This is a genomic window from Dickeya undicola (assembly GCF_000784735.1).
GTDB lineage: Bacteria > Pseudomonadota > Gammaproteobacteria > Enterobacterales > Enterobacteriaceae > Dickeya > Dickeya undicola.
Map to the genome: position 1 here is coordinate 72,710 of NZ_JSYG01000008.1, position 24,327 is coordinate 97,036.

Here is a 24,327-nt window from a genome sequence, read left to right on the forward strand (position 1 = left end):
TGTTATACCGCCTGACGCAATTGTCCGTTTTCGCCATCAGCCACCACCTGCCCGTCGGACAAGACGACCGTGCGCTGGGCACGCATGGCGGAACGCGGGTCATGGGTAACGATACAGATGGTCGCGCCGTCCTGATGCAGTTCATCCAGAATATTCATCACCGCTTCGGCGTTGGCAGAATCCAGGTTTCCGGTCGGTTCATCCGCCAGCAGCAACGACGGCTTGCCGACAATGGCTCGCGCGACCGCCACCCGCTGTTGCTGACCGCCGGAAAGCTGTGACGGGTAATGACGCACCCGATGCGACATATTGACTTTTTCCAGCGCCTGAATGACTCGCGCTTTCTGCTCCGAACGCGACAGGTCATTACGGTAAGTGAGCGGTAGCGCAACGTTTTCCGCGATGGTCAGGTCGCTTATCAGATTAAATGACTGAAAGATAAAGCCGATTTCCCGGTTGCGCAGCCGCGCCATCTCCCGACGACCGATCCGCTCAACATCCGTGCCGTTCAGCCGGTAGCGCCCTTCCGTTGGCGTATCCAGCAACCCCATGATGGACAACAGGGTCGATTTCCCACAACCGGACGGTCCCGCGATAGAGACGTATTCTCCCGAGTGAATAGAAAGGTTTATCTTGCTAAGGGCATGAGTTTCAATTTCATCGGTAAGAAAGATTTTATGCACATTATCAAGCTGAACCAGCACCGTCATGGGAAATCCTCAGTGTATAAATAGAGTCAGCCTTCCTGAGGCCGAGGGTATCTTACAGGCTGCAGGCCACTCACTTTTATCTCTGGTTTTAAAAATGTGTCCAAAATACCTCCATCTGTCCATGATGACGCCCTTTTCCTTCTCCTGAGCGGCGATCCATGCCGTTTCCCATTTATCCACGTCGGCAGGTTGTGTTCGGTCTGCGTGAACGCCAGTGCCTCTAAATAGCAGCACAAATCATACCAATTACATTCTGATCACGGCCAATGCCACGCGCACCGGGCTTCCCGCGCCCCTGCCGCACATCGAGCACGGCATGTCGCTACCCCGCTCGTGGAGCGGTAGCGCATCCGAATTGTCATTTGCGAGACGAAAAATCCCATGTTTGGTACGACTCAATCCCATAAATGGGACGAGTTACAGGTAGATGTAAGTATTTCCCTTGTAAAACAAATAATAACGATATGGCACACAATTTGCCTTAGACAGATCGCACATCTGACCAAAGGACAATAATTAACCACTGACTTCACCGCTGTAAGGATTTTTTGGATTTAGCCAGACCAGACACGGGGAATCTATTTTTTTGGGATGACACCATGAGCTTACAGAACACCTACGCCCATACGCTGGATAATGATATTTTCAACAACAACCTGATTCAGGATATGTACCGCCGTCACCCTAATTTGAGAAAAACGCTCGCAGCCAATAATAAAGCAACCAGCCTGGCGGGAATTATTGACTATATCATCGACAACATCGGTAACAATATTACGCTGGAAGATCTTGAAGACGTCAGCGGTAAATCAAAATTTGATATTTGCCGTCTTTTCAATCAGGTCTACAACATTACGCCGATGCGCTGGATTTGGCGTGTACGCCTGACGCTGGCAAAAGAGATCATTCATATTTCGCCCAACTGGTCGCTCACCGATATTTGCTATGCCTGCGGCTTTTCTTCGCTACCACACTTTTCCCGTTGCTTTACCAAGACCTACAACATTCCTCCATTGAAGTACCGCAAAGCGGTGTCACTGGAACGGGAAAACGAGCAACCACGTACCCTGCAAAATATGAGCTTCGATATTATTTTCGGCAAACAGCGTCATCTGTTCTCACGGCACGTACTGCTGGATAATATCCAGAACCTCTGCAATTAATTAATCCCAGATAGCCCGCCATCCGTGACGGCGGGCTCGTTTGATGCCCCCGCAACGCGCTGCAATATCCTGTCCATGTTAATGCCACCGGCATCGGACCACGCCGCCGCCGCACCATCACCCCTTATCGACTGTTGAGTGAGTGGCGATATCCGCCTTTCAGTTCCCACTGTGGCGTCAGATAAAAACGATAAAATGCGCTGATGCACCAGAGGGCTGCGTAAAATCCCCAAATGCCCCAACCCGCGGGTATAGAACACCTCGCTACGGGCAAATGCCCGGTGGATCGCATCCGCCACCTCCGGATGGACACGAACATCCTGCCAGTCGTGGCAAATCAGCGCCGGGCAATCGAGCGTGCGGTAAAGCGCTTCACCGACCTGATCGGGATGAAAACCAAAGCGCTGTGCATAAATCGCTTTCATGGGTGCCGCCAGCGATGCCGACACCGACGCCCCCGCCAGAAACCGGTCGATCATCTTGCCGAAATTGTCCGGACTTGCCAGTAGCACCAGCCGCTCCGCCGCCAGCCCCTGAGCCAATGCCAGGCTACACACCAGACCGCCGCTGGAATGCCCAACCACCGCACAGAACGGGCCGTAGCGCTGCCCCAGCCGGATAAGCAGGCTGGCCAGTTCATAGTTGGACACCCGCGTTCCCTCAGACAACCCGTGCGCCAGCAAATCCGGCATCACCACGCTGTACCCTTGCGCTTTTAACGCCTCGCACAGCGGCCGAAACATGATGCCGCGGCCTTCCCAGCCATGCACCAGTAAGACGGTTTTTGTCGGCGTATCCGCAGGCGGCGGCACCCAGCGAAACACATACACATTCTGATGCTGAAAGCAGACCGTCTCCTGCTGAAAACCAGCCAGATATTCATGGTCCATCTGCTTGTAAGAGATATAACGTGTGGTTTCAAATAGATGCAGTAGATAGCGCGCCGCCAGATGCAGGGAACAGCACTTCAGCAACCACAAATCCGCCAGACGCAGCACGCGGCACAGCCGGGTGTAATGTGTTTCCGGCTTGATCCGTACTTTAAGCAACAGCGACGGGCGACGCCCAAGCTTCACCAGCACGCGGTAATAGTGGTACTGGACGTGCGTCGCCAGCCACATCAAGGGGTAACACAGGCTATACAGCAGCATCCCGTTCTCCCAGTGCGTTGACCAGCAATCGATACTCACGCAGGAATACCACAGCGTACAGCAGGCTAAAGGCGACCATTAGGCTGGCGATCGCCTGCACGTCGTTAAGGAAGCGATGCGCGGTCAGGGCCACCACCACCATCAGCAGTTCCAGTATCAGTGTGAAAATCAGCACCCGCTTTCCCCGCTCCATCTGTTCCAGCAGCGTTTGCAACGCCGCCACCAGCGAGGTGAGGAAGAACGTCGGCAGCAACAGCAACAGCAGCATCTGGCTGGATTGCCGGATCGCCTCGTCATTGGAAAACCCGGCCAGAATATCGTCGCGCACCCAGCATACCCCTGCGGTCAACGCCAGATAGGCCAGCACGATAAGCCAGACGCCATTGTTCAACAGGCTTGCCAGCAGCGGCGCGGCATGAGTTTTGAGGCGCTGGTTCAGCAAAATGGCGATGGCGGAACCGGTCGCCACCGCCGGAATGATGAAGAAAGCGCGTAGCTTTATCACGATCAGGAACGCTGGCAAGAATCCCGCCCCCAGCGCAGCCACCAGCGGGAAAATCACCATCGAACTCAGGAACACCACCAACATGGAAAAGCCTACCGGCAACCCGGCATTGGTCAGTAACGCCAGCAGTCGCGGCACGAATGCCTGTGGCCGCTCATCCGGCACCGGTGTAGCGACTCGGCGCAGCGCTCGTACCGCCAACGGCAGCAGTACCAACGCCGGAACGCTGTTTGCCAGTAACACGGCATCAAAACCACGCTGGTAGACGTGGAACCCCAGGTAACAGCCTGCCGCATTCAGCAGCACATAACCGCACATCAGCGTCATAGCCGACACGGTTCGTCCCTGCCCGCGTAGCGCCGCATTGCACATTTCCAACGCCAGAAAAGGCGTCATCGACAACAGATAGCCGGGCGCGGCGCTCTGCATCCACGCCGGATCAGGGCTGTTCATCCAGCCGGACAGCGGTACAGCCAGCATCCGGCACAACAGCGCCGCCAGCGCCGTCGTCAGCACGCCTATCCCTCCGAGCCACAGCGTACTGTGCCAGATGCGCTGTCGTGGCCAGTCATGACGGGAACGGGCGCTGAACACCTGATTCGTGATCGCCAGGCATTCCAGAATAGCGATAAACAGGAAATTGAACGGCTGCAAGAAAGAGAGCGTCAACAACGTCTGGCTTTCGGTGCCGTTGCCCAGAATAGCAATTTGCATATTCTGAGACAGCGACACCACCACTGCGGTCACCATCATCGGCCAGGCCAATGCCATGATCTGCCGCATATCCCCACTGGCAGCCGGGGCAGCTCTGGACATCACACGCGAGATCAGGCTCATCATCCCTACCTTTTTTCCGTATTCAGGCTGCGGCCAGACAGCTCGCTTTGCCATAGACGCTGTAGAGCATCATGGAGAAATAGGACAGGCTATGGGTATTCCCCAGCAGGAAACCGTGTCCACCCATCATTTTTTCCGCTTCATTGTTAAGCTGGGTGATCTGGTAGTGATCATCTTCCAGACCGGCCAGGTCACCGTCCTGCAAACGCTGATACTGTTGCTCCAGCAACAGCGCTGCCTTACCGGCCACGTCGGCGAAACTGGCTTTAATTAACTGATGGCGGGTGGTTTTGGTGCCAAAGCTGTTACGGCTGGACAAATGCTGCCAGCTCATCGACTGAATACGGGCTAGCACCCCCAAACGAGCGGCGCACACCAGTATCGGGAAACTGGCCGGTAGCACCAGGGTATCCGTACCGCGCACCACATCCAGACCGAGGTGGTTCAGTACCCGGTCAAACAAGCGCTGTGGCTGGTCGGCGTCAGGCTGGTTGCTGATTTCCTGAATCTGATACCCAATCGGATGAACGTACTGCGCCGCTCCCGCCGACGCTTGCAGCAGGCAGGCCAGCGCATCAGACAACGGCTGCTCCCGAAAAGCGTCCCAGACCTGCTTGACGCGTTCAACTGACATGCCGCACCTCCTGCAACACATTGGCGTTCAGCCAGTTAATCAGGCTGCCCACCGTGGTGAAGGCATCCATGTTGATTTGGTCAGGATCGAACAGCAGCCCGTCGATGTTATCTTCAAGCGTCAGCAAAAATTGCACAAACATCACCGAGTCCAGGTCGAGGTCATGATCAAAATCCGTTTTTTCATTGATCTTGATGTCGTCATTCTCCATGACTTCGCGTAACGCCTGTTGAATAGTGATTAATAGCGCAGACATGTCTGTCTCCTGTTTAGATATCAATTTGCTGTATCAGCGCGCAGGAAAGCGTGACCCCCATTCCCATCGAAAAACAAAAATAGTTTTTCGCGCGACCGGTTGTAGTTTTCATTAATGAAGAAAAATTAAATAAAACGTCTGAGCAATACAGATGACCATAGTCAGAAACCTGCTGACTGAATAAGCGATCGCCCATATTCAAACGCTGTGCTATCTGACGTAATAACGGCAAATTAAGATTGCAGGGAACAAAATAGTCCATCTCATCCATGCCGATACCGCTGTCCCTGACGGCATCGACAATAAACCGGCACAATTCATCCAGCAGGCAACTATTCAAGTCGGCTTTTTCCTGCCGGGTCATATTGCTCGGATTGTTATAAAAACGGCTCAAATGCCGGACCGCGGTAAACGTCACCTGCCACGGGCTGTTCGCCGCATTGAAGAGTGCCGCCACCGGCAACTCTCCCTGTACACCGACCGTGAAGCGGTTGATCTCAGGGTGAAACGCCTTCTCCCCCGTCAATAACAGCACCGGCGTATTCCGACGCACAGCGCTGTGCCGCACCAGATGTAACGCCGACAACGCGCTGGCGCAGTGATTCAGACTCAGCGTCGTGACGTCCCAGTGCATCAACCGCTGGCGCTGCAAGATGTCATCCAGCCAGGGGCGGTCAAAGAAGGTGTTATGTGTCTGCGTTCTGGCATAGATCAGCAGCCCTTCCTGTGAAGGCAGCGTCGGCCAGCGCGCCATTACCCCCGCCACCACCGACTCCAGCATCGCCTGATGACTGTCGGCACGCATCGGCACCGTCTTTAGCTGATACAGCTTTTCCATCATGCGACGCTGCCCTTCCCGCAGCTGATGCGAATCCCCCAATTCTCCCAGGGGAAAACGCCGGATACGCTCCGGCGCTTCATGATGAATATCATTAAGGCAAAACATGCTGGTCTGTGATGAAGTTTGCACGGCTACCGTCCCCATGTCGCACAAACGCTCATGACGCTAATTAATAATGAAGCTATGTCGCCGCGACACCGTTCATGACCCCCGATCGAACACCGTCAATCTACGGATACTTTGCCAACAAACGCGTTTTGTTTTTATCCGCAATTGCCGTTGCCCCGCTTTCAGCACGCTTTTATCTCGAAAGTGGGATTAATGCGCTAAAAAATGGGATTTTGTCGGCAAAACAGCGGAAAAGTCGGTTTGATCATGGGACCATGCAGAAAAGCGCGCGGGAGGCTCCCCGCGCGCGTGATGCTAACCGCCTTACCCCACCAGACTGGAAGGTGACTGCTGGTCATGAATGACTCGCGTCAGTTCAGCGATCCCCGGTGTTTTCAGCATACTGTAGTGGTCCGCCATCAGCTCCAGCACCGTGGGCGGTAAAGCGGAGAACCCGCCGTGATTCTCGATGAACGCGTAATCGTCACCTTGCGCCTTGATGATGGTGACCGGCGCGTTCAGTTGCCGCTGCTGTAGCTCGCTGAAGGTGTAGGAGAACTCGAAGGTTTGCGCCACAATGCGGGTGATCCGTCGTACCAGCCCGTCATCCAGCGCCGGATTGATCCCGGTGATAAAGGCCACAAAGCTCTCCTCGTCGCGCACCGTCTCCAGGCAGCGCGCCAGCGCCGGGTCGGTAATGCTGCCGATAAAGACCGAGAACAGGATGGTCAGATAACCGGGATTATCAAAATCGGCCGTGCGGCTCATCGCGGCTACGCGCTCATCGCGCAGCTTCGGCGAGCCGGGCGCCAGCAGATACAGATTCTCCACCACCTCGCCCGCCTGCTCCAGTTGCCAGGCGGTTTCGAACGCGACGCGCGCGCCGAAAGAGTAGCCCCACAGCGTATATGGCCCGTGCGGCTGGTGCTGGCGAATCAGTTCAATATCTCTGGCCGCCATCTCGCCGATGGTGGCATAAGGCGTCTCGCCCGGATTGATGCCATGCGCCTGAATACCAAAGAACGGTCGTTCCGCCCCCAGTTGTCGCGCCAGTAACCGCAAATTCATGCAGTAGCCGCCCAGCCCCGGCCAGCAGTAGATCGGTGCCTGACGCCCTTTGGGCTGCAACTGAACCAGACGGGATACCGGCTCCTGACGCGCGCGGCTCAGCCATACCGCCAGTTTTTCAACCGTGGGTGCCTGAAACAGCACCTGCAACGGCAGGCTGGCGTTCAGCGTCGCGTTCAACTCATTGATCAGGCTGACAGCGATCAGCGAATTACCGCCCGATTCGAAGAAATTGTCGTCCACCGACACCTCTTCGCGTTTCAGTTTCGCCTGCCAGACCGCCATGATCTGATGCTCCAGCGGGGTTCGGGGCGCGACCATCGTTTTGTGCTTCAACTCGACATTGATATTCGCCAACGCTTTCATGTCGATTTTGCCGTTTACCGTCAGCGGCATTTCGTCAAGAATCAGCACCTTGTTCGGCATCATGTAATCCGGCATGAACGTCGCCAAATCGTCACGAATCATCTCCGCCGGTCCTTTCATGTGTACGGTGTCTTCCCTCATCCCCTCACTGTATTTCTGCTCGTCACTGATGCGCCCGCCAATAAAGAAATAATACGGCCCGGTACGATGGCCGAGAATGTGCCAGAAGCGGCGGGCAGCAGGCAGATCGTTGCCGGTTTCCGAGCTGTAGCCGGAAGACATCAGCCCGACATTCAGGTGATTCATCTGCAGGCGTTGCAGTTTACGCCCCACATGCACGTAGCCTGCCCAGCCTTCGGTCCGGCTGGCGATACTGATGCCAAACGACGAGCGCTCATACACCGCCTGGTTGATGGCGATAACATGTTTCTTATCAATGACGTCATCGGCAATGTGCTGCAAATCGCCGCGCACGTAGCGATAAGTCCCCACCGGCAGATCGGCGATCGTCGTACCCGCAGTCTGCACATAAATATCCAGGTCGTGGTCCACCGGCAGACCCAGCCCGCACAGCACATCGCAGGCTCCCAGATAATCATCGTCCGGATTCATCGCCAGCGGTGCCGGGTCCAGCGTTGCGGTGTCGCACAGCGTTACGCCCAACCCATAATCCGGCAGGATGTTATCCAACATGCCAATGATGTGCCCCATCTCCATTTGCAGCACTTCCCGAATGTTGTTTTTGTAGATGGGTTCGATGGCGCTCTTCTTGCCGACAAAGTGCAACCGCAGGCTACCCGGCGTCACCGAAACCTGCTCGCTGACCCGAACCAACTGGTGATGCACCGGCTGGTAGTAATAATGTCCCGCGGCCAGCCCGGCCACGGCGTTCAGTTCCAGAAACACCTGGGTGGCGTACAGCGCGCCCGGTGAAGCGTAGGTATATTTGGGCAACAGCCGCTCGGTACTGGTGAACTGGCCCAGATAACGCAGCCAATGCCCCAGTTCCTCCAGCGTCAGGGAATCTGGCTGGCGGGACATGCCCGCCAGGGGAGGTTCATGCAACAACGAGAGAATGTCGTTACGCCCGACGGCACCACCGTCGTAAAACCGATAGGTTTTGCGAGCAAACGCGGTGAGGCGCTGCTTTTCATCCGGCTGTTTACCCGGCAAATCGAGGGTATACGGCTGGCTGGCGGCCGGGAATTCCCGGCATCCTTTATTGGCCAGTTGCATCATCACCTGCGCCTTATCGGCTTTGGACTGATGATGCGAGCCGTGATTGCCCTGATCCATCAGCGCCGCTTCGCGGGCATTCAGTTCAATAAACGAAATCAGGTTCTGATAGCCGGTGAACGGGTCGTTCCTGACGATAACTGCCGCCGATTTCACCCAGTCATGGGTTTCGATCGCCGAGCGGATCTCATCCAGCTCGACGCGATAACCGCGCAGCTTAACCTGATTGTCGGCACGACCGGCGTACTGAACCGTGCCATCGTGATTCCAACTGGCTAAATCGCCGGTCCGGTATAAGCGCCGCCCGGAATCCACTGGTGCAAACGGGTCGATAATGAAACGCTCGGCGGTCAGATCATCACGATTCAGATAGCCTCTCGCCACCCCATCACCACCGATGTACAGCTCGCCGATTTGCCCGACGGCCACCGGCGTCAGGCAGTTATCCAGAATGTAATAGCGGGTATTCGCCACCGGTGCGCCGATGGACAACGTATCCGGCCCTTGCTGCACGCTGGCGGGATCGACCCGGAAAGCGGAGCTGTTAATCGTGCATTCAGTCGGGCCGTACAAATTAATAAGTTCGCAATCGGGCAAGGTTTCCAGACACGCCTGCGCCAGGTGCTTTTGCAGCGCTTCACCGCCGCTGAAAATTTGCCTTAACGCCGGGCAGTCCGTCAGACGCTCGGTATCCAGCAGCGCCTGTAACAATGTCGGCACGCACTGCAACGTCGTCACCTGATACGCTGCCAGCATATCCACCAGTTGTTCCGGGTTCCGGTACACGCCCGGCTCCCCCATCACCACCCGGCAACCGCAGGCGGGCGACAGCATTTCCCACTGCGCCGCATCAAAGCTCATCGGCGTTTTCTGCAGAATCACCGTCTCGTCATTCAACCCAATCGTTTGTGCCAGCCAGTTCATCTGATTCAGCACGCTATGATGTTCAATCATCACGCCTTTCGGCTTGCCGGTACTGCCGGAGGTATAAATCACGTAGGCCAGATGGTGCGGTGCAATATCATTCGTCGGCGCGTCGGGCAGAGGCTGCGCGTGCTGGCGCATAAACGCATCCACATCGTCCGGCGTCACCACCTGAATTCCCGGCGGTGACAGCGCCAGCAGCTGATCACGCAAGTGAGGCTGGGTAACGATGATACGGGTTTGGCTGTTCTCCAGCATATAAGCCAACCGATCTTCCGGGTACTCCGGCGACAACGGCAGATAGGCATTACCGGACAACAGGATCCCCCAGGCACCGGTCATGAGCTCCAGCGATGGCTCGACAAACAATCCCACGCAATGCCCGCGCGCCGTCTCCAGCGCATTCAGGTAATGCGCCAGCGCACCCGCCTGCTGGTAAAGCTGCCGGTAACTCAACGACTGCTCGCGAAACACCACGGCGGTCTGTTCCGGATGACGTTGCGCCCGGTTTTTCAGCTTTGCGACAACGGTCGTTTCACCCTCCCACATGTGGTCGGTTTGGTTAAACGTGTGTAGCACGCGTTGGCGTTCGACATCATCAATCAACACAATGTCACGCAACGTTTCCAGGCCGTTTTTTGCCGCGCATGTCGTTATCTGATGCCATACTTCAGGGAGCTTTTGCATTTGTGCCACACTGAAACGCGCCGGATTAAACCGCAGCGTTAACACAAGCGCGTCGTCGTGGCTGACGATATGACCTGCCAGCGCCCGAACCGGTTCGTTTTCCGCAGGTGGTTGCCAGGATATTTCCAGATCAAACAGCTCGTGGAGCGCATGTTGCGTACCCAGCTTCAGCACGCTAACACCCGCGTCATTTTTCTGACAAATACCGTTCGGTGTCATCCAGGCTATTATTTCACGCGTAAAATCAGCAATCGGCATAGCGTTATTAAGCCGAATATTCAGTGGAAGAACACCTTGGCGAATATATTCACTATCTTTCCATGAATCTATTTCCTGAAAGTGCAAATGAAAACCGACGAGCATTTCTTCATTCTGAGTAATACGCGATATCGCCAGCACCAGGGCAGAAAAAAGATAACGTGCCAGAGAGGCGTCGTTATGATCAGGGAATAATCCTTTATTTAAAATCAATACCGGGTAATTGAATGCGTGATTCGAGATGTTATCCATTACAATCCTCGTGCATGAATCAATGAAAATAAATCGAAATTTTTATTTCAGTATGAAATGCCGCACATAGAATTTGGCCTCAGACTCCAGTCTTCAGGCCAAATCTATTTTTGAGACAATAAAATGACTAAGAGAAATCAGACAGAATCAACAATAAGATACCGGGGAAGAAGACAGTTTTAATAATGCGTGGGCAGCCCCGACTACCTCGCTAAATGTATCGACAATCACCTGCGGCTCTGCCGCCTTAAGCTGGTCGGTATTATGAATCCCCCATGTCACGCCAATAGCAGCCATACCCGCCTGTTTTGCCATCAGCAAGTCATGCGTAGTATCACCCACCATCACGGTGGTTGCCGCATCAGCCGCCAAGCGCGACATCGCCAGCAGCCCCATCTCGGGATGTGGCTTGGGGTGCGTCACCATGTCCGCTCCCAGCACCAAATCAAAGTACGACCACAATCCGGCCGCCTCCAACAGCGCCCTGGCGCTGGCGAACACCTTGCTGGTGGCGACCGCCAGCGTATACCCCTGCCCTTTAAGCAACGCCAGCCCTTCCTCCACGCCGGGAAAGACCAGCTCCGGTGCCTGCGGCAGCACCTGCTCACGGAAAACGGCCTGATACAGCCTGACCGCGGCGGTAACCCTTTCGTCCTCCACTGGCAGCGCCAGAAGCTGACCAAAGGCTTTTTCCAGCGGCAGGCCGATCGTGGCGCGAATGGCGCGACGGTCCTCAACGGGCATCCCCAAATCGCGCAATGCCGTAACAAATGCACTAACAATGCCGCTCGGCGTGTCAACCAGCGTGCCGTCCAGATCAAAAATCACAAGTGGCTTCATGAGACATATCCTTATGCCTGATTGTACTGCCGTAGGTAGTCGGTATGGGCGCGAGCCAGTTTGCCAGCCAATGCAGCAGTACTGATCAGCACCGACATATTGGCCTGGACCGTCCGCCCTTGCGTGGCTTTGGCAACAGCCCGCATCAGATAGGGCGTGGCACCTGGCCCGCGAATACCGTCATGTTCCGCCTGAATAGCGGCTTCACGGATAATCGACTCGACTTCATCGGTGTCGATGGCGTCGCTTTCGTGAATCGGATGAGTAATCAGCACCGAACTCTGGTTACCCAGCTTCCAGTGCATCTCGATGGAACGGGCAACAAGCGTGGCATCATCCAACCGATGGGGGCTGTGAAAACCGCTGGAGCGGCAGTAAAAAGCGGGAAAATCGTCAGACTGGTAGGAAATGATAGGGACGCACTGGGTTTCCAGATATTCAAGCGTCAAACCCAGGTCAAGAATACTCTTGGCACCGGCGCACACCACCGCGACTCGCGAACGGGTGAACTGGATCAAGTCAGCGGAAATATCCATCGACCGTTCAGCACCACGGTGCACACCGCCAATCCCCGCTGATGCAAAGAAAGGAATACCGGCCAGGTCCGCCGCCACCAGCGACGAAGCCACGGTGGTCGCGCCCATGCCGCCTTGCGCCAGAATCACCGGAATATCGCGGCTACTGGCTTTCGGAATACCCTTGGTCGAGCCAAACCGTTCAATATCGGCATCTGACATGCCTATCAAAAACCGACCGTTTTCGATGCCGATCGTCGCAGGAATCGCTCCCTCAGCACGCACGGCAGCTTCAATCTTTCTGGCCGTAGCCACATTCTCAGGATAAGGCAGCCCGTGGGCGATCACGGTCGACTCCAGCGCCACCACCGGTTTACCGGTATGCAGCGCCTCTTTTACCTCATCACTAAACCGCAATAACTCATGTGAAAAATCCGTTTTAGACATAATATTCTCTCATCCTGGGCGATTATGTCAGCTTATTCCCATCATCCTTCACGTTGCAGATGCATTATGTTATTCAACACAAGAGCATATTGCCCTGCAACTCGAATTATTTGGGGTATATTATCGATAACAATACATCCTGAATTATTATCGATTCATATTAAACGCCAGAGGATTTTTATCGACTGACGAATAACATCCCGATTAAATTAAAAAACGCTTCCTCTGTCTGCAAGATATTAACTATTAATACGATAACTTAAATTTATTAAGCAACACACATATTACTTTAATATTTCACATTCAAGACCATTTTGTGACGAAAAACACAGAAACATTATTTAACAACACGGGTAGATTACCCCAGCGCCTTTACTTTTTTTCTTCTGCTAAATAACGAGAGATCCTGCACGATAATAATCGCAAAAAAAATAAATATCACGCCAACCAATTGCGCGCTGGAAAGCCCTTGTTGCAGAAATAAAAATCCCAGCAGCAGTGCGACCAACGGGCTGAGAAAACCCAACATCGACATCATCACGGGAGAATTCGCTTCGATACCGGAGAACCACATGAAATACGCCAGTAAAGAGCCAGGAATCGCCAAATAAAAATAGCCAGCAAGGTTGGTCAGGGTCACCACATCTGGCAATGGTTCGGTCAGCATCTGCACCGGCAGAATCACCAACCCGCCACAAAACAGCTGCCAGCCGGTAAACGTCAGCATCGTCATCCCTGTTGGCCGCCCCCATTTTTTGGTCAACACCAGACCGGATGCCATACTCACCGTCGCCAACGCCGACGCCACCAACCCGGCAGGATTCAACGGCACGTTCGGCAGCGAAATCAACAACGCAATACCGATACCGCCAGCCACGGCCGCCACCATCTGCTTTTTCAGCACCGGCTGCGCCAACAACAGGAACGATAGCAGGATGACGAGCAGCGGCTGAAGTGACCCCACCAGCGCCACCACGCCGCCAGGCAGACGGTAGGCAGCAAAAAACAGCATCACAAAGAACACGCCAATATTGAGTGCGCCCAGCACAAACAAGCGCCACAGCCAGCCGACCGGCGGCAACGTTTTGCCGAGGATGAGAATAATACCCGCAGGCAGTGCGCGAATCAGCGCAGCCAACAAGGGTTTGTCGGCGGGAAGAAACTGGGTGGTGACAAAGTAGGTGGTTCCCCAGACACAGGGGGCGTAGAAAGCGAAATCTTTTAATTTCACGAAATGAACCTTCCTCAAACTGTTCCAGTCCAAAAGCAGAGGCGTACTGACCACCTCTACTCAGCCTGAGGCGTACCGCCTCCCTGGCCGTACAGAAGGCGCACATCCTTGTGCAGTTCTCCTGACTTACTCACGTTGGATCTTCCCGTATCCTGACGCGTCACATCCTGTGACACCGATAAACAACACTGCATATTACGATTTCGTAATATACGTAGACGTAATTACTGTGTCAATAACATCTGACATTGAATATTTCTTTCCAGAATATTACAGTAGGGTAGATCGCGTAATGGCATTGCCCTGCGCCGTAATAAAAAGGAATGGTTTTTTATATTAATCAAGGATATATCGTTAATGGCACGCTACCTGGAAGTATCAGATATTGTTCAACAATGGCGCAATGAGCGCCCTGACCTTGATGTCGAGCCCATGCTGGTGATTGGCACCTTGTCCCGCGTCAGTCTGCTGATTGACCGCGCCCTGGACAAAGTATTCAGCAAGTACAAACTGAGCGCCCGCGAGTTCGACATTCTGGCGACCCTACGCAGACGAGGCGCGCCTTATGCCATCAGCCCATCGCAGATCGTCAACGCGCTGATGATCAACAACAGCACCCTGACCAGTCGGCTGGATAGGCTGGAACAAGCTGGCTGGCTGCGACGGATGCCGATTGAAGGCGACCGCCGTTCAGTCAACATTCAACTGACCGACGAAGGATTTGCCCTGATTAACCGGGTGGTGGAAGAACACGTGGAGAATGAACGTGACATTCTCTCCCCGTTCAGTGAAGAAGAGAAAACCCAATTGCGTACCCTGATGGGGCGCATTGAAAAGCACCTGGTAAACAACCGCTAATCATCGGGTATATCGCCGTCGGGTGGTGACAGGCGGCGAAGACGAAAAAGGGCATCCAAACGGATGCCCTTTGTCATGACATTCAGGCCGCGATTATTTCGCGGACTTATCCTGCAACGACGGATTGGCAACTTGCGGCAGACCCGCACTGCTGGAAGAAATCAAGCCGCTTTCCACGTAGTTGAACAGCTTCTCGCGGGTGTCGGTGATATCCAGGTTACGCATCGTCAACTGACCAATACGGTCATCCGGCGAGAACACGGATTCGCCTTTTTCCATCGTCAGGCGTTCCGGCTTGTAGGTCAGGTTATCCGACACGGTGTTCAGGATCGAATAGTCGTTGCCGCGACGCAGTTCAAGCGTCACTTCACCGGTGATTTCGCTGGCGACCCAACGCTGCAACGCATCACGCAGCATCAGCGCCTGCGGGTCAAACCAACGGCCCTGATACAGCAGGCGGCCCAGTTGGCGACCATGAGCATGGTACTGCTCGATGGTGTCTTCGTTATGAATGCCGGTCACCAGACGTTCGTAAGCGATGTGCAACAGCGCCATCCCCGGTGCTTCATAGATGCCACGGCTTTTCGCTTCGATGATACGGTTTTCGATCTGATCGCTCATGCCCAGGCCGTGACGACCACCGATGCGATTGGCTTCCAGCAACAGTTCCACATCATCAGAAAACGTCTGGCCGTTCAGCGCCACCGGATGGCCGCGCTCAAAACGCACGGTCACTTCTTCCGCCGCAATGCGCACGCTTTCGTCCCAGAACTTCACGCCCATGATCGGATTAACGATTTTCACGCTGGAGTTCAGGAATTCCAGATCCTTGGCTTCGTGGGTCGCACCCAGCATATTGGAGTCGGTAGAGTAGGCTTTTTCCGCCGACATTTTGTAGTCGAAGCCCGACTTCGTCATAAACTCGGACATCTCCTGACGGCCGCCCAGCTCGTCGATGAAATCAGTGTCCAGCCAGGGTTTGTAGATTTTCAGTTCGGCATTGGTCAGCAGGCCATAACGATAGAAACGCTCGATGTCGTTGCCTTTATAGGTGCTGCCGTCACCCCAGATATTAACGCCGTCTTCTTTCATTGCCGCCACCAGCATGGTGCCGGTCACCGCACGGCCCAGCGGCGTGGTGTTAAAGTAAGTCATACCACCGGTGGTGTTATGGAACGCACCGCACTGAATCGCGGCGATACCTTCCGCCACCAGTTGTTTACGGCAATCGATCAGACGAGCATTCTCGGCACCGTACTCTTTGGCGCGACGAGGAATAGCGTCGTAATCGTCTTCATCCGGCTGACCCAGGTTCGCGGTATAGGCATAAGGCACCGCGCCTTTCTGACGCATCCACAGCAAAGCGGCGCTGGTGTCCAAACCACCGGAGAAAGCAATCCCAATCCGCTGGCCCACCGGAAGATGTTTCAAAATCGTCGTCATAACTATTAATCCCTGCTTGATTTCGATGGCGTTAAGCTTAGCAGCCCTGCCGCCGGGTTACGCAATGTCTGGTCATGCATTGAGATGCACACGACACGGTGCCATCAAAATCGACTGCGATGAACAACCGCGCATCAATGCATATTTATGCAGAATTTATGATTGATAATTTAAACATCTTTTCCGGCGAACCGGAAGAGAGGAGGCGAATTTTCAGGAAAAAAATTCGCTACGGCGGCATCGCCTCCAAAATAAAACGCAAAAGCCGCCGTTTTTCACGCAGTCAGTACCGAGACGTTATGCCGCTATAACGGCAAACGCGCCCAGCCATGAAGCAGCATATACACCCCCACCACCGCGATCAGCAGGCTGGAAAAATAGGGTGCCCGGCGCGCCAGCGTGGCGAATCCCGGCCAGCGGCGGCTAGCCTGCTGTACACTCAACGCCGCACCGACCCCGACAGCCACCAGCGTCAACGCCAGCCCGATGCTGAAACACACTACCAGCGCCGCCCCCAGCGTAAAAGCCTTCACCTGAATGCACAACAGCAGCACCGTGATGGCGGCCGGGCAGGGAATCAACCCACCGGTCAGGCCAAACAGCAAAATCTGCCCGTTCGTCGCTTCCCGATTGGCGAAACGCTGGCGTATCTCGTTGGCATGAGCCCGCTCGTGTGCGTCCTGATACTCACCATGATGATTCTCTCCATGAGCCTGCCCGTGGTCATGCGAATACCCGGCATGATGGTGAGTGTGATTGCGATCGTGATGGTGGTCATGATGATCGTGGTGATGCTCATGGCTATGCTGATGTCCATGACTATGCTGATGCTGCACCCACGCTCGTTCGTCGCGCCAGGTGCGCCAGAACATCCAGGTGGCGGTCCCCAGAATGATGATGCCGGAAATAAACTGTAGCCAGGGCTCGGCGGATTCAGCGGTAAATTGCTGGCTCAGGTACATGCCGCCCAGCGCGATCAGCCAAACCACGGCGGTATGAGACAAGGTGGCAGCCACTCCCAGCATCACCGCCTGCTTCACCGTTCCGCGAATCGCCACGATAAACGCCGCCATCATGGTCTTGGAATGACCTGGCTCCAGGCCATGCAACGCGCCCAACAACACCGCGCTGGGAATAAACAGCCAGGCGTTAGCCACGCCCTGCTGCAAAAGTAAGGAAAAATCCGTCATAGTTAGCGTCCGAACCAGGTGGTCGGCAGGCCAACCTGGAAGTGAAATGATGAAAATATACTATACCCCAGTATATAGTCAGACAAGACGGGAGCCACCATGCCGCATACTATTCACGAAAAAAAGAAACTGCTGACGCGCGTCAGACGCATCAAAGGTCAGACGGAAGCGCTGGAAAAAGCATTAGACGGCGGGGGACGTTCATGTCTGGAAATCCTGCAACAGATCGCCGCCATCCGGGGCGCGGTGAACGGGTTGATGGGCGAAGTGCTGGAAGGCCATATCCGCGACCATCTGATGAATGAAGAAGCAGACCCGGCGGAACGTGCTACCGATTTGGAAGCGATCGTGACGGTGATTCGTTCGTATATGAAGTAACGGCCCACGCCGCCGGTCGCCATGTCTACCCTATCACTGGGCGGCGACCTCGGCATGAAGGGAGGGAGTATAGCGCTGTTTATCACCAACGCGGACGAGCAAACATCGATTACGCGACCCACCACTCAATCTTGAAACGATGTTTCATTTGATATGAGTTTCTTTGCTATCCTCGGCGGCACAGATGTTCCTCCCTTTGATGATTGCTGGAGATACCATGGCCAAGAACGTCGCCATTCTTTTGGCTCCCGGATTCGAAGAAGCGGAAGCGATTATGGTGATCGATGTGCTGCATCGCACAAAACTGGACGTCACCCTGCTTTCCTGTCACGACCGGCTGGAGCTACACAGTTACCACAATATCCGCATGTTCGCAGATGCCCTGCTGGAAAGAAGTATGGACCGGCTGTTTGATGCGGTGGTGATCCCGGGCGGTCCGCAGGGCACGGTGAATCTGGCCGCCAACCCGATGGTGACGGAATTTATCCGCCGCCACGACGAAGCCGGTAAGCTGATTTGCCCGCTGTGCTCGGCAGCCGCCAGAGTGCTGGGCGGCAATCAGTTGCTGAAGGGCCGTCGCTATGTCTGCTCTGGCGACCTGTGGAAAGACGTCACCGACGGTGTGTATGTCGACCAGAAAGTGGTGGAAGACGGCAACCTGATCAGTGGCAAAGGGCTGGGCGTAGCGTTTGATTTCGCGTTCACCCTTGCCAGCCGACTGAGCGAAGATAGTGAGGATGTGAACTTCCAGGTCGAGCATATCTATTACGACTACTGGCGCGTGCCCGCCTGAATGGTTGCTCTGTGACGGCGCAACGTGCCGTCACACCCGCTGTGCCCAATTGCCCCAGATCACATCCCGTCATTCGTGGTCATATTGGCTGTCATTGTCATATTGGCTGTCGCCGTAACCACCTTCGCCATAGCGCTCACGGTATTCACGCGGCGTCAGGTCATAATCCTTACGGAACACGGAATAAAAATACGGTAACGAGGGATAACCGCACATGGACGAAATCTCGTTGATCGACAGCGAGGTAGACACCAGCAGATTTCTCGCCCGCTCCAGTTTTTCGGTGTGAATCATGCCGTGAATGGTCTGCCGGGTTTCATCCTTGAAGCGCTTTTCAAGGTTGGAGCGTGACAGCCCAACCGCGTCCAGCACTTGCTCCACTTTGATGCCTTTACAGGCGTGATGACGGATAAAATGCATCGCCTGAATCACCGCTGGGTCGTGTACCGAGCGGTAGTCGGTCGAACTGCGTTCCACCACTCGCAGCGGCGGCACCAGAATGCGCTGCAACGGCTGTACATAAGGTGTCAGCAATAACTGATGCAACAGTTTGGCGGCCCGATACCCCATCTGTCGTGTCCCCTGCGCGACTGAAGATAGGGCTACGCGCGACAGGTAGCGGGTCAGTTCTTCATTATCGATGCCAATCACGCACAACTTTTCCGGCACCGCGATGTTCAGGTGCTCGCACACCTGCAACAGATGGCGGGCTCGGGCATCCGTCACCGCGATGATGCCGGTTTGAGGTGGCAGCGTCTGGATCCAGTCCGCCAGCCGGTTTTGAGCGTACTGCCAGTTGCCCGGCGATGTCTCCATTCCCTGATACACCACGCCCTGATACTGCTCCGCCGCCACCAGTTGCCGAAACGCGTGTTCCCGTTCCTGCGCCCACCCTTTCCCCACCGATGCAGGCAGGCCGTAAAACGCGAACCGGTTCAAGCCCTTACTCTTCAGATGCAAAAACGCGCTCTCCACCAGCGCGTGGTTATCGGTGGCGATATAGTGCACCGGTGGATAGTCCTGCGGATGGTGATAAGACCCGCCCACGCCCACCAGCGGCACCCGCACCCCGGACAGCAATTCGATAATCGCCGGATCGTCAAAATCCGCGATCACCCCATCCCCCAGCCAGTCGCGGATATTTTCGATGCGGCAGCGGAAATCCTCCTCGATGAAGATATCCCAGTCGCACTGAGACGCTTGCAGATACTCACCGACGCCTTCAACTACCTGCCGGTCGTATACTTTATTGGCGTTAAACAGCAACGTAATACGGTAGCGTTTCTCAAACATGGCGATACGTTCTCTTCGGACAGTACGAGGGGGCGTCGTCCCTTCTCCGGGCGAAATCCGGCGCGGAAAGTGCGCCTTTCGCCTAAATAGCACGGCCGACCGTTAGCCCAAAAATAATTTCCTTACTTTGCGAACTGTCTCGCTCATTTTGCCGCAGATAGACCGCCATCCCGGCCATCATCGTGATCAGGCTTTGTGTTTGGTCGCGGTGTCCATCCACACTGCCAGCAGCAGGATGCCGCCCTTGACGATGTACTGCCAGAAGGTGGGAACATCCAGCATACTCATGCCGTTATCCAGCGACGCCATAATGAACGCCCCCATCACGGCACCCGCCACGCTTCCCACCCCGCCCGCCAGGCTGGTGCCACCGATGACGCAGGCGGCGATGGCATCCAACTCCGCGATATTCCCGGCTGACGGCGACCCGGCACCAAGCCGGGAACTGAGCACCAGACCTGCCACCGCCACCATCAAGCCGTTGATGGCGAACACCGCCAGCTTGGTACGCTCGACATTCACCCCCGACAGACGGGCCGCGTCGATATTGCCGCCCACGGCGTAAATACGCCGCCCGAAGGCGGTACGTACCGCCATGAACATGCCACCCAACATGATGAGCGTCAGCAGCAGTACCGGTGTCGGCACCCCGCGATAGTCATTGAGCAGCCAGATGGCACCCAGCACCAACACCGCCATCAGTGCCTGACGGGTAACATCACCGGACGCCGCGGCCACCGGCAGCCCCAGCCGCTGACGACGCAACCGCTGACGCCAGCGCCACACCACAAACACCATCAGCCCGATAACGCCAAACAAAAATCCCACGCCTTCCGGCAGATAACTCTGGCCAATCTGCGACATCGCCGGGCTGGTTGGCGATACCGTCGTCCCGTTGGTGATACCGATCAGCACGCCGCGAAACGCCAGCATACCCGCCAGCGTCACAATGAACGACGGCACGCGCCGGTACGCCACCCACCAGCCGTTCCAGGCACCAAGCACCAATCCCAATAACAAGGTCGCCGCCACCGTCAGGGGCAACGGCCAGCCGAACCAGACATCCAGAATCGCCGCTACGCCACCCAGCAGCCCCATCATGGAACCGACCGACAGGTCGATTTCGGCGGAAATAATCACAAACACCATACCGACCGCCAGAATGCCGGTGATAGCGGTCTGTCGCAGCAGGTTGGAAATGTTGCGCGCACTGAGGTAGGCACCGTCGGTCATGAAGGTAAAAAACAGCATGATGGCGACAATCGCCGCAATCATCACCCACACCTGCAAATTGAAAGGACGGCGACGAGGCGCATCGCCGGGAGACGCCGCCGACGCGGGCGTATGGTCAGACAGCCAGGCTTTCAGCATGATGCTCACTCCTTAATGCGGCTTCCATCACCTGTTCCTGCGTCAGGCCCCGATTAGGTAAATCCGCCTTGAGCCGCCCCTGATGCATCACCAGCACCCGGTCGCTCAGGCCCAGTACCTCGGGCAATTCGGAGGAAATCACGATGACGGCGATCTGTTGCTTCACCAACTGGTTGATCAGTTTGTAGATCTCATACTTTGCACCGATGTCGATCCCACGGGTCGGTTCATCCAGAATCAGGATTTTTGGGTGCAACAGCAGGCATTTCGCCAGGATGGCCTTTTGCTGGTTGCCGCCGCTAAGGCGGGCGATCGCCAGCTCAGGCGATGCGGTTTTCACTTTCAGATGGGTGATAGACTCCCGCAGGCTGTGTTGCTCGTCGGCATCCCGCAGCACCGACAACGCGCCGGTGAACTGGTCGAGCGCTGCCAGCGTGATGTTCTGCGCCACACTCATCACCGGAATGATGCCGTCTCTTTTGCGATCTTCCGGCACCATAGCGATCCCCAGCGCCATCGCCTGCCGACAGTGCCGGATAGCAACCGGTTTGCCTTCCACCTGAATATCGCCCTGCCATCGCCCCGGATACGCCCCAAACAGACACTGGACCGTTTCGGTGCGCCCGGCACCAACCAGCCCGGCGATCCCCAGCACTTCGCCGCGGCGCAAGCTAAACGACACGTCGTCCACCCGGCGAATATGGCGGTTCACCGGATGCCAGGCGGTCAGGTGCTCCACCCGCAGCACCTCTTCGCCGATATCATGCGGTTCGTTCGGATACAGCTCCGTCAGCTCACGCCCCACCATCATGGCGATGATCTGATCTTCGCTGAGCGAATCCGCCGGGCGGGTGCCTATGTGTTTGCCGTCGCGGATCACGCAGATCACGTCGGAAATCGCCTTGACCTCGTTGAGCTTGTGAGAGATGTAGATGCAGGCGATACCGTGATGACGCAGGTCACGCACGATATCCAGCAACACGCCGGTTTCCCGTTCGGTCAGCGACGCGGTGGGTTCATCGAGAATCAGCAGCCTAACCTGCTTGTTCAACGCTTTAGCTATCTCCACCAGTTGCTGTTGACCCAACCCCAGTTCGCCAACCCGAGTATTCGGGTCAAGGTCCAGCCGCACCTGCGCCAGCATCGTCTGACAGCGCAGGTACATGGCGTCGTAATCCATCACGCCAAAGCGCGTTCGCTCATTGCCGAGGAAGATGTTTTCCAGCACCGTCATCTCTTTGACCAGCGCCAGCTCCTGATGAATGATGGCGATCCCTTTCTGCTCGGTGTCGCGGATATGTCCGGCCCGCAGCTCATCGCCAGCAAACCGGATGCTGCCCTCATAGCTGCCATACGGATACACCGCGCACAGCACCTTCATCAGCGTCGACTTGCCGGAACCGTTCTCGCCGCACAGCGACAACACCTGCCCCGCCTCCAGTTGCAGGCTGACATTGTCCACCGCTTTCACCGCCCCGAAAGCTTTGGTGATGTTTTTCATTTCCAACAGACACGGCATAACCCCTCCGCCTGGTCGATGCCGCACATCCAGAGACACCGCAAAGCGGCTCGCCGGATGGCGGGCGAACTGGTTAATAGATATCCGCTTTCTTATGGAACCCGTCGGCGACGACGGTGCTGTCGATATTCATCTTGTCGACCGGGATCGGCGTCAGCAGGAAGGCAGGCACATCTTTCTTGCCGTTATTAAGCGTGGCGTTGGACTCCGGCTTTTTCCCCTGCCCCAGCGACACCGCGATAGTGGCCGCATCCTGCGCCAGTTTGCTGATGGGTTTATACACGGTCATGGTCTGGGTGCCCGCCACGATTCGCTTGATGGCCGCCAGGTCGGCATCCTGACCGGAGATCGCCACCTTACCAGCCAGCCCCTGGGCGGAGAGAGCCTGAATCGCCCCACCCGCAGTCGCGTCGTTCGAGGCCACCACCGCATCAATCTTGTTATTGTTGGCGGTCAGCGCATTTTCCATGATTTTCAGCGCATTCTCCGGCAACCAGGCATCCACCCACTGGTCGCCCGCGACCTTGATCTTGCCGCTATCAATTAACGGTTTTAATACTTTCATCTGGCCCTGACGGAACAGCTTGGCGTTATTATCAACCGGCGATCCGCCCATCAGAAAATAACTGCCCTGCGGCACCTTATTGATCAAATATTGTGCCTGAAGTTCTCCGACTTTTTCATTATCAAACGAAATGTAAAAATCGATATCGGCATTATTAATCATACGGTCATAAGCCAATACTTTTATTCCCTCGCGTTTGGCTTCGGCAATCACATTACTTAAAACCTGACCGTTATAAGGGATAATCACCAGCACATCGACGCCGCGGTTAATCATATTTTCTATCTGGGATATCTGGGTTTCTTCATTGCCGTTGGCGGACTGCACAAACACTTTCGCCCCTTTTTCTTCGGCGTTCTTCACAAAAATATCCCGATCTTTCTGCCAGCGTTCGAGACGCAGGTCGTCGATAGCCATGCCGATTTTCACTTCTTTAGCAAACCCCGGCTGACTCAGCATGGCAAGGGCGGCACAGGCTGACAGTAATACGTGTTTCATTTTCATCGTAGAGTACCTTTGTTATACCCGTCATACTTCAAGTTGCAGGTGCGTTGGCTTTCCTCGCTCACCCCAGTCACTTACTTGAGTAAGCTCCCGGGGATTCGCTGCGTCGCCGCCTTCCTGCAACTCGAATTATTTTGGGTATACAGGACGGCAGGATAAAAACGTCACTTCACTTACGGCTACGTTGCGTGAAATTGTTGACAAGAAAAGTCAGGGTCAGCAATTGCTGATTTTTATCTCTGAATTACGTTTTTTGGTTTAATTGTTATTTTTTGATAGCGGTCATATTTTCATCTTGTTAATCCATTTCATAACAACAGCGAGTGCGAGCGGTTTTGCAGATTATTCCGGCTATTTTTTGCGATCGAGCGCACATTTAATAAT

At 55.2% G+C, this 24,327-nt stretch carries 20 protein-coding genes; 4 read left to right on the forward strand and 16 right to left on the reverse strand.

The features are described 5' to 3' along the window. Positions 1 to 2: 2 nt before the first annotated feature. Entirely contained in the window at positions 3 to 710 is a 708-nt protein-coding gene (locus OB87_RS03705) for an ABC transporter ATP-binding protein (RefSeq protein ID WP_033568089.1), read from the reverse strand. Positions 711 to 1,309: 599 nt separating this feature from the next. Here OB87_RS03705 and vfmE point away from each other — a divergent pair. Beyond that, positions 1,310 to 1,873, forward strand: a complete 564-nt coding sequence (gene vfmE / locus OB87_RS03710) for an AraC family transcriptional regulator VfmE (RefSeq protein WP_022631627.1) — start codon at positions 1,310 to 1,312, stop codon at positions 1,871 to 1,873. Here the strand turns inward: vfmE and OB87_RS03715 are convergent. From OB87_RS03715 to OB87_RS03755, 9 genes are all read right to left on the reverse strand, one after another. Then, a complete protein-coding gene (locus OB87_RS03715; protein WP_081977345.1) occupies positions 1,870 to 3,024 on the reverse strand; it encodes an alpha/beta fold hydrolase in 1,155 nt (384 codons plus the stop codon). The genes vfmE and OB87_RS03715 overlap by 4 nt on opposite strands. Beyond that, a complete protein-coding gene (locus OB87_RS03720; protein WP_235425231.1) occupies positions 3,011 to 4,369 on the reverse strand; it encodes an MATE family efflux transporter in 1,359 nt (452 codons plus the stop codon). Before OB87_RS03720 ends, OB87_RS03715 begins: the two co-directional genes overlap by 14 nt. Positions 4,370 to 4,388: 19 nt before the next feature. Then, entirely contained in the window at positions 4,389 to 5,000 is a 612-nt protein-coding gene (locus OB87_RS03725) for an acyl-CoA dehydrogenase family protein (protein WP_033568091.1), read from the reverse strand. After that, positions 4,990 to 5,256: an acyl carrier protein gene (locus OB87_RS03730; RefSeq protein ID WP_193747049.1), complete on the reverse strand. Its 267-nt coding sequence runs from the start codon at positions 5,254 to 5,256 to the stop codon at positions 4,990 to 4,992. The genes OB87_RS03725 and OB87_RS03730 overlap by 11 nt, the downstream gene beginning before the upstream one ends. Before the next feature lie 13 nt (positions 5,257 to 5,269). Next, complete coding sequence (locus tag OB87_RS03735; protein ID WP_235425232.1) at positions 5,270 to 6,226, reverse strand: 3-oxoacyl-[acyl-carrier-protein] synthase III C-terminal domain-containing protein; 957 nt, start codon at positions 6,224 to 6,226, stop codon at positions 5,270 to 5,272. 303 nt (positions 6,227 to 6,529) lie between these two features. Beyond that, the gene (locus OB87_RS03740; RefSeq protein WP_033568093.1) at positions 6,530 to 10,996 is read right to left on the reverse strand and encodes an amino acid adenylation domain-containing protein; all 4,467 of its coding nucleotides are present in this window, start codon (positions 10,994 to 10,996) and stop codon (positions 6,530 to 6,532) included. A 147-nt stretch (positions 10,997 to 11,143) separates the two neighbouring features. Further along, a complete protein-coding gene (locus OB87_RS03745) occupies positions 11,144 to 11,836 on the reverse strand; it encodes an HAD family hydrolase (protein ID WP_033568094.1) in 693 nt (230 codons plus the stop codon). Between the two features lie 11 nt (positions 11,837 to 11,847). Next, a complete protein-coding gene (locus tag OB87_RS03750) occupies positions 11,848 to 12,798 on the reverse strand; it encodes a pseudouridine-5'-phosphate glycosidase (protein ID WP_033568095.1) in 951 nt (316 codons plus the stop codon). 358 nt (positions 12,799 to 13,156) lie between these two features. Next, positions 13,157 to 14,029: a carboxylate/amino acid/amine transporter gene (locus OB87_RS03755; RefSeq protein ID WP_033568096.1), complete on the reverse strand. Its 873-nt coding sequence runs from the start codon at positions 14,027 to 14,029 to the stop codon at positions 13,157 to 13,159. Positions 14,030 to 14,386: 357 nt separating this feature from the next. Here OB87_RS03755 and OB87_RS03760 point away from each other — a divergent pair, with 357 nt between their 5' ends. Then, positions 14,387 to 14,887, forward strand: coding sequence for a MarR family winged helix-turn-helix transcriptional regulator (locus OB87_RS03760; protein WP_033568097.1), 501 nt, complete (start codon positions 14,387 to 14,389; stop codon positions 14,885 to 14,887). Between the two features lie 93 nt (positions 14,888 to 14,980). Here OB87_RS03760 and argG read toward each other — a convergent pair whose 3' ends face one another. Continuing rightward, on the reverse strand, positions 14,981 to 16,330 hold the full coding sequence (gene argG / locus OB87_RS03765) for an argininosuccinate synthase (protein WP_033568098.1): 1,350 nt from the start codon (positions 16,328 to 16,330) through the stop codon (positions 14,981 to 14,983). A 305-nt stretch (positions 16,331 to 16,635) separates the two neighbouring features. After that, on the reverse strand, positions 16,636 to 17,520 hold the full coding sequence (locus tag OB87_RS03770) for a nickel/cobalt efflux protein RcnA (protein ID WP_033568099.1): 885 nt from the start codon (positions 17,518 to 17,520) through the stop codon (positions 16,636 to 16,638). Positions 17,521 to 17,619: 99 nt separating this feature from the next. On the opposite strand from OB87_RS03770, the gene OB87_RS03775 reads away from it, so the two are divergent. Together OB87_RS03775 and OB87_RS03780 are read left to right on the forward strand one after the other, a co-directional pair. After that, positions 17,620 to 17,898, forward strand: a complete 279-nt coding sequence (locus tag OB87_RS03775) for a metal/formaldehyde-sensitive transcriptional repressor (protein ID WP_033568100.1) — start codon at positions 17,620 to 17,622, stop codon at positions 17,896 to 17,898. A 217-nt stretch (positions 17,899 to 18,115) separates the two neighbouring features. Then, a complete protein-coding gene (locus OB87_RS03780) occupies positions 18,116 to 18,691 on the forward strand; it encodes a DJ-1/PfpI family protein (RefSeq protein ID WP_033568101.1) in 576 nt (191 codons plus the stop codon). A gap of 69 nt (positions 18,692 to 18,760) precedes the next feature. Here the strand turns inward: OB87_RS03780 and xylR are convergent, their stop codons facing one another. The 4 genes from xylR to xylF all read right to left on the reverse strand — a co-directional run bounded on the left by xylR (position 18,761) and on the right by xylF (position 23,943). Beyond that, complete coding sequence (gene xylR, locus OB87_RS03785; protein WP_033568102.1) at positions 18,761 to 19,984, reverse strand: D-xylose utilization transcriptional activator XylR; 1,224 nt, start codon at positions 19,982 to 19,984, stop codon at positions 18,761 to 18,763. A gap of 186 nt (positions 19,985 to 20,170) precedes the next feature. Next, on the reverse strand, positions 20,171 to 21,355 hold the full coding sequence (gene xylH, locus OB87_RS03790) for a xylose ABC transporter permease XylH (RefSeq protein WP_033568103.1): 1,185 nt from the start codon (positions 21,353 to 21,355) through the stop codon (positions 20,171 to 20,173). Next, positions 21,333 to 22,874: a xylose ABC transporter ATP-binding protein gene (locus OB87_RS03795; RefSeq protein ID WP_033568104.1), complete on the reverse strand. Its 1,542-nt coding sequence runs from the start codon at positions 22,872 to 22,874 to the stop codon at positions 21,333 to 21,335. Before OB87_RS03795 ends, xylH begins: the two co-directional genes overlap by 23 nt. A 73-nt stretch (positions 22,875 to 22,947) precedes the next feature. Beyond that, positions 22,948 to 23,943: a D-xylose ABC transporter substrate-binding protein gene (gene xylF / locus OB87_RS03800; protein ID WP_033568105.1), complete on the reverse strand. Its 996-nt coding sequence runs from the start codon at positions 23,941 to 23,943 to the stop codon at positions 22,948 to 22,950. Positions 23,944 to 24,327 lie beyond the last annotated feature (384 nt).

What these genes read in the sequence shown, in the direction of transcription:
- OB87_RS03705 (WP_033568089.1), bottom strand. Translation starts at nt 710, where the DNA reads ATGACGGTGCTGGTTCAGCTTGATAATGTGCATAAAATCTTTCTTACC.
- vfmE (WP_022631627.1), top strand. Translation starts at nt 1,310, where the DNA reads ATGAGCTTACAGAACACCTACGCCCATACGCTGGATAATGATATTTTC.
- OB87_RS03715 (WP_081977345.1), bottom strand. Translation starts at nt 3,024, where the DNA reads ATGCTGCTGTATAGCCTGTGTTACCCCTTGATGTGGCTGGCGACGCAC.
- OB87_RS03720 (WP_235425231.1), bottom strand. Translation starts at nt 4,369, where the DNA reads ATGATGAGCCTGATCTCGCGTGTGATGTCCAGAGCTGCCCCGGCTGCC.
- OB87_RS03725 (WP_033568091.1), bottom strand. Translation starts at nt 5,000, where the DNA reads ATGTCAGTTGAACGCGTCAAGCAGGTCTGGGACGCTTTTCGGGAGCAG.
- OB87_RS03730 (WP_193747049.1), bottom strand. Translation starts at nt 5,256, where the DNA reads ATGTCTGCGCTATTAATCACTATTCAACAGGCGTTACGCGAAGTCATG.
- OB87_RS03740 (WP_033568093.1), bottom strand. Translation starts at nt 10,996, where the DNA reads ATGGATAACATCTCGAATCACGCATTCAATTACCCGGTATTGATTTTA.
- OB87_RS03745 (WP_033568094.1), bottom strand. Translation starts at nt 11,836, where the DNA reads ATGAAGCCACTTGTGATTTTTGATCTGGACGGCACGCTGGTTGACACG.
- OB87_RS03750 (WP_033568095.1), bottom strand. Translation starts at nt 12,798, where the DNA reads ATGTCTAAAACGGATTTTTCACATGAGTTATTGCGGTTTAGTGATGAG.
- OB87_RS03760 (WP_033568097.1), top strand. Translation starts at nt 14,387, where the DNA reads ATGGCACGCTACCTGGAAGTATCAGATATTGTTCAACAATGGCGCAAT.
- argG (WP_033568098.1), bottom strand. Translation starts at nt 16,330, where the DNA reads ATGACGACGATTTTGAAACATCTTCCGGTGGGCCAGCGGATTGGGATT.
- OB87_RS03770 (WP_033568099.1), bottom strand. Translation starts at nt 17,520, where the DNA reads ATGACGGATTTTTCCTTACTTTTGCAGCAGGGCGTGGCTAACGCCTGG.
- OB87_RS03775 (WP_033568100.1), top strand. Translation starts at nt 17,620, where the DNA reads ATGCCGCATACTATTCACGAAAAAAAGAAACTGCTGACGCGCGTCAGA.
- OB87_RS03780 (WP_033568101.1), top strand. Translation starts at nt 18,116, where the DNA reads ATGGCCAAGAACGTCGCCATTCTTTTGGCTCCCGGATTCGAAGAAGCG.
- xylR (WP_033568102.1), bottom strand. Translation starts at nt 19,984, where the DNA reads ATGTTTGAGAAACGCTACCGTATTACGTTGCTGTTTAACGCCAATAAA.
- xylH (WP_033568103.1), bottom strand. Translation starts at nt 21,355, where the DNA reads ATGCTGAAAGCCTGGCTGTCTGACCATACGCCCGCGTCGGCGGCGTCT.
- OB87_RS03795 (WP_033568104.1), bottom strand. Translation starts at nt 22,874, where the DNA reads ATGCCGTGTCTGTTGGAAATGAAAAACATCACCAAAGCTTTCGGGGCG.
- xylF (WP_033568105.1), bottom strand. Translation starts at nt 23,943, where the DNA reads ATGAAAATGAAACACGTATTACTGTCAGCCTGTGCCGCCCTTGCCATG.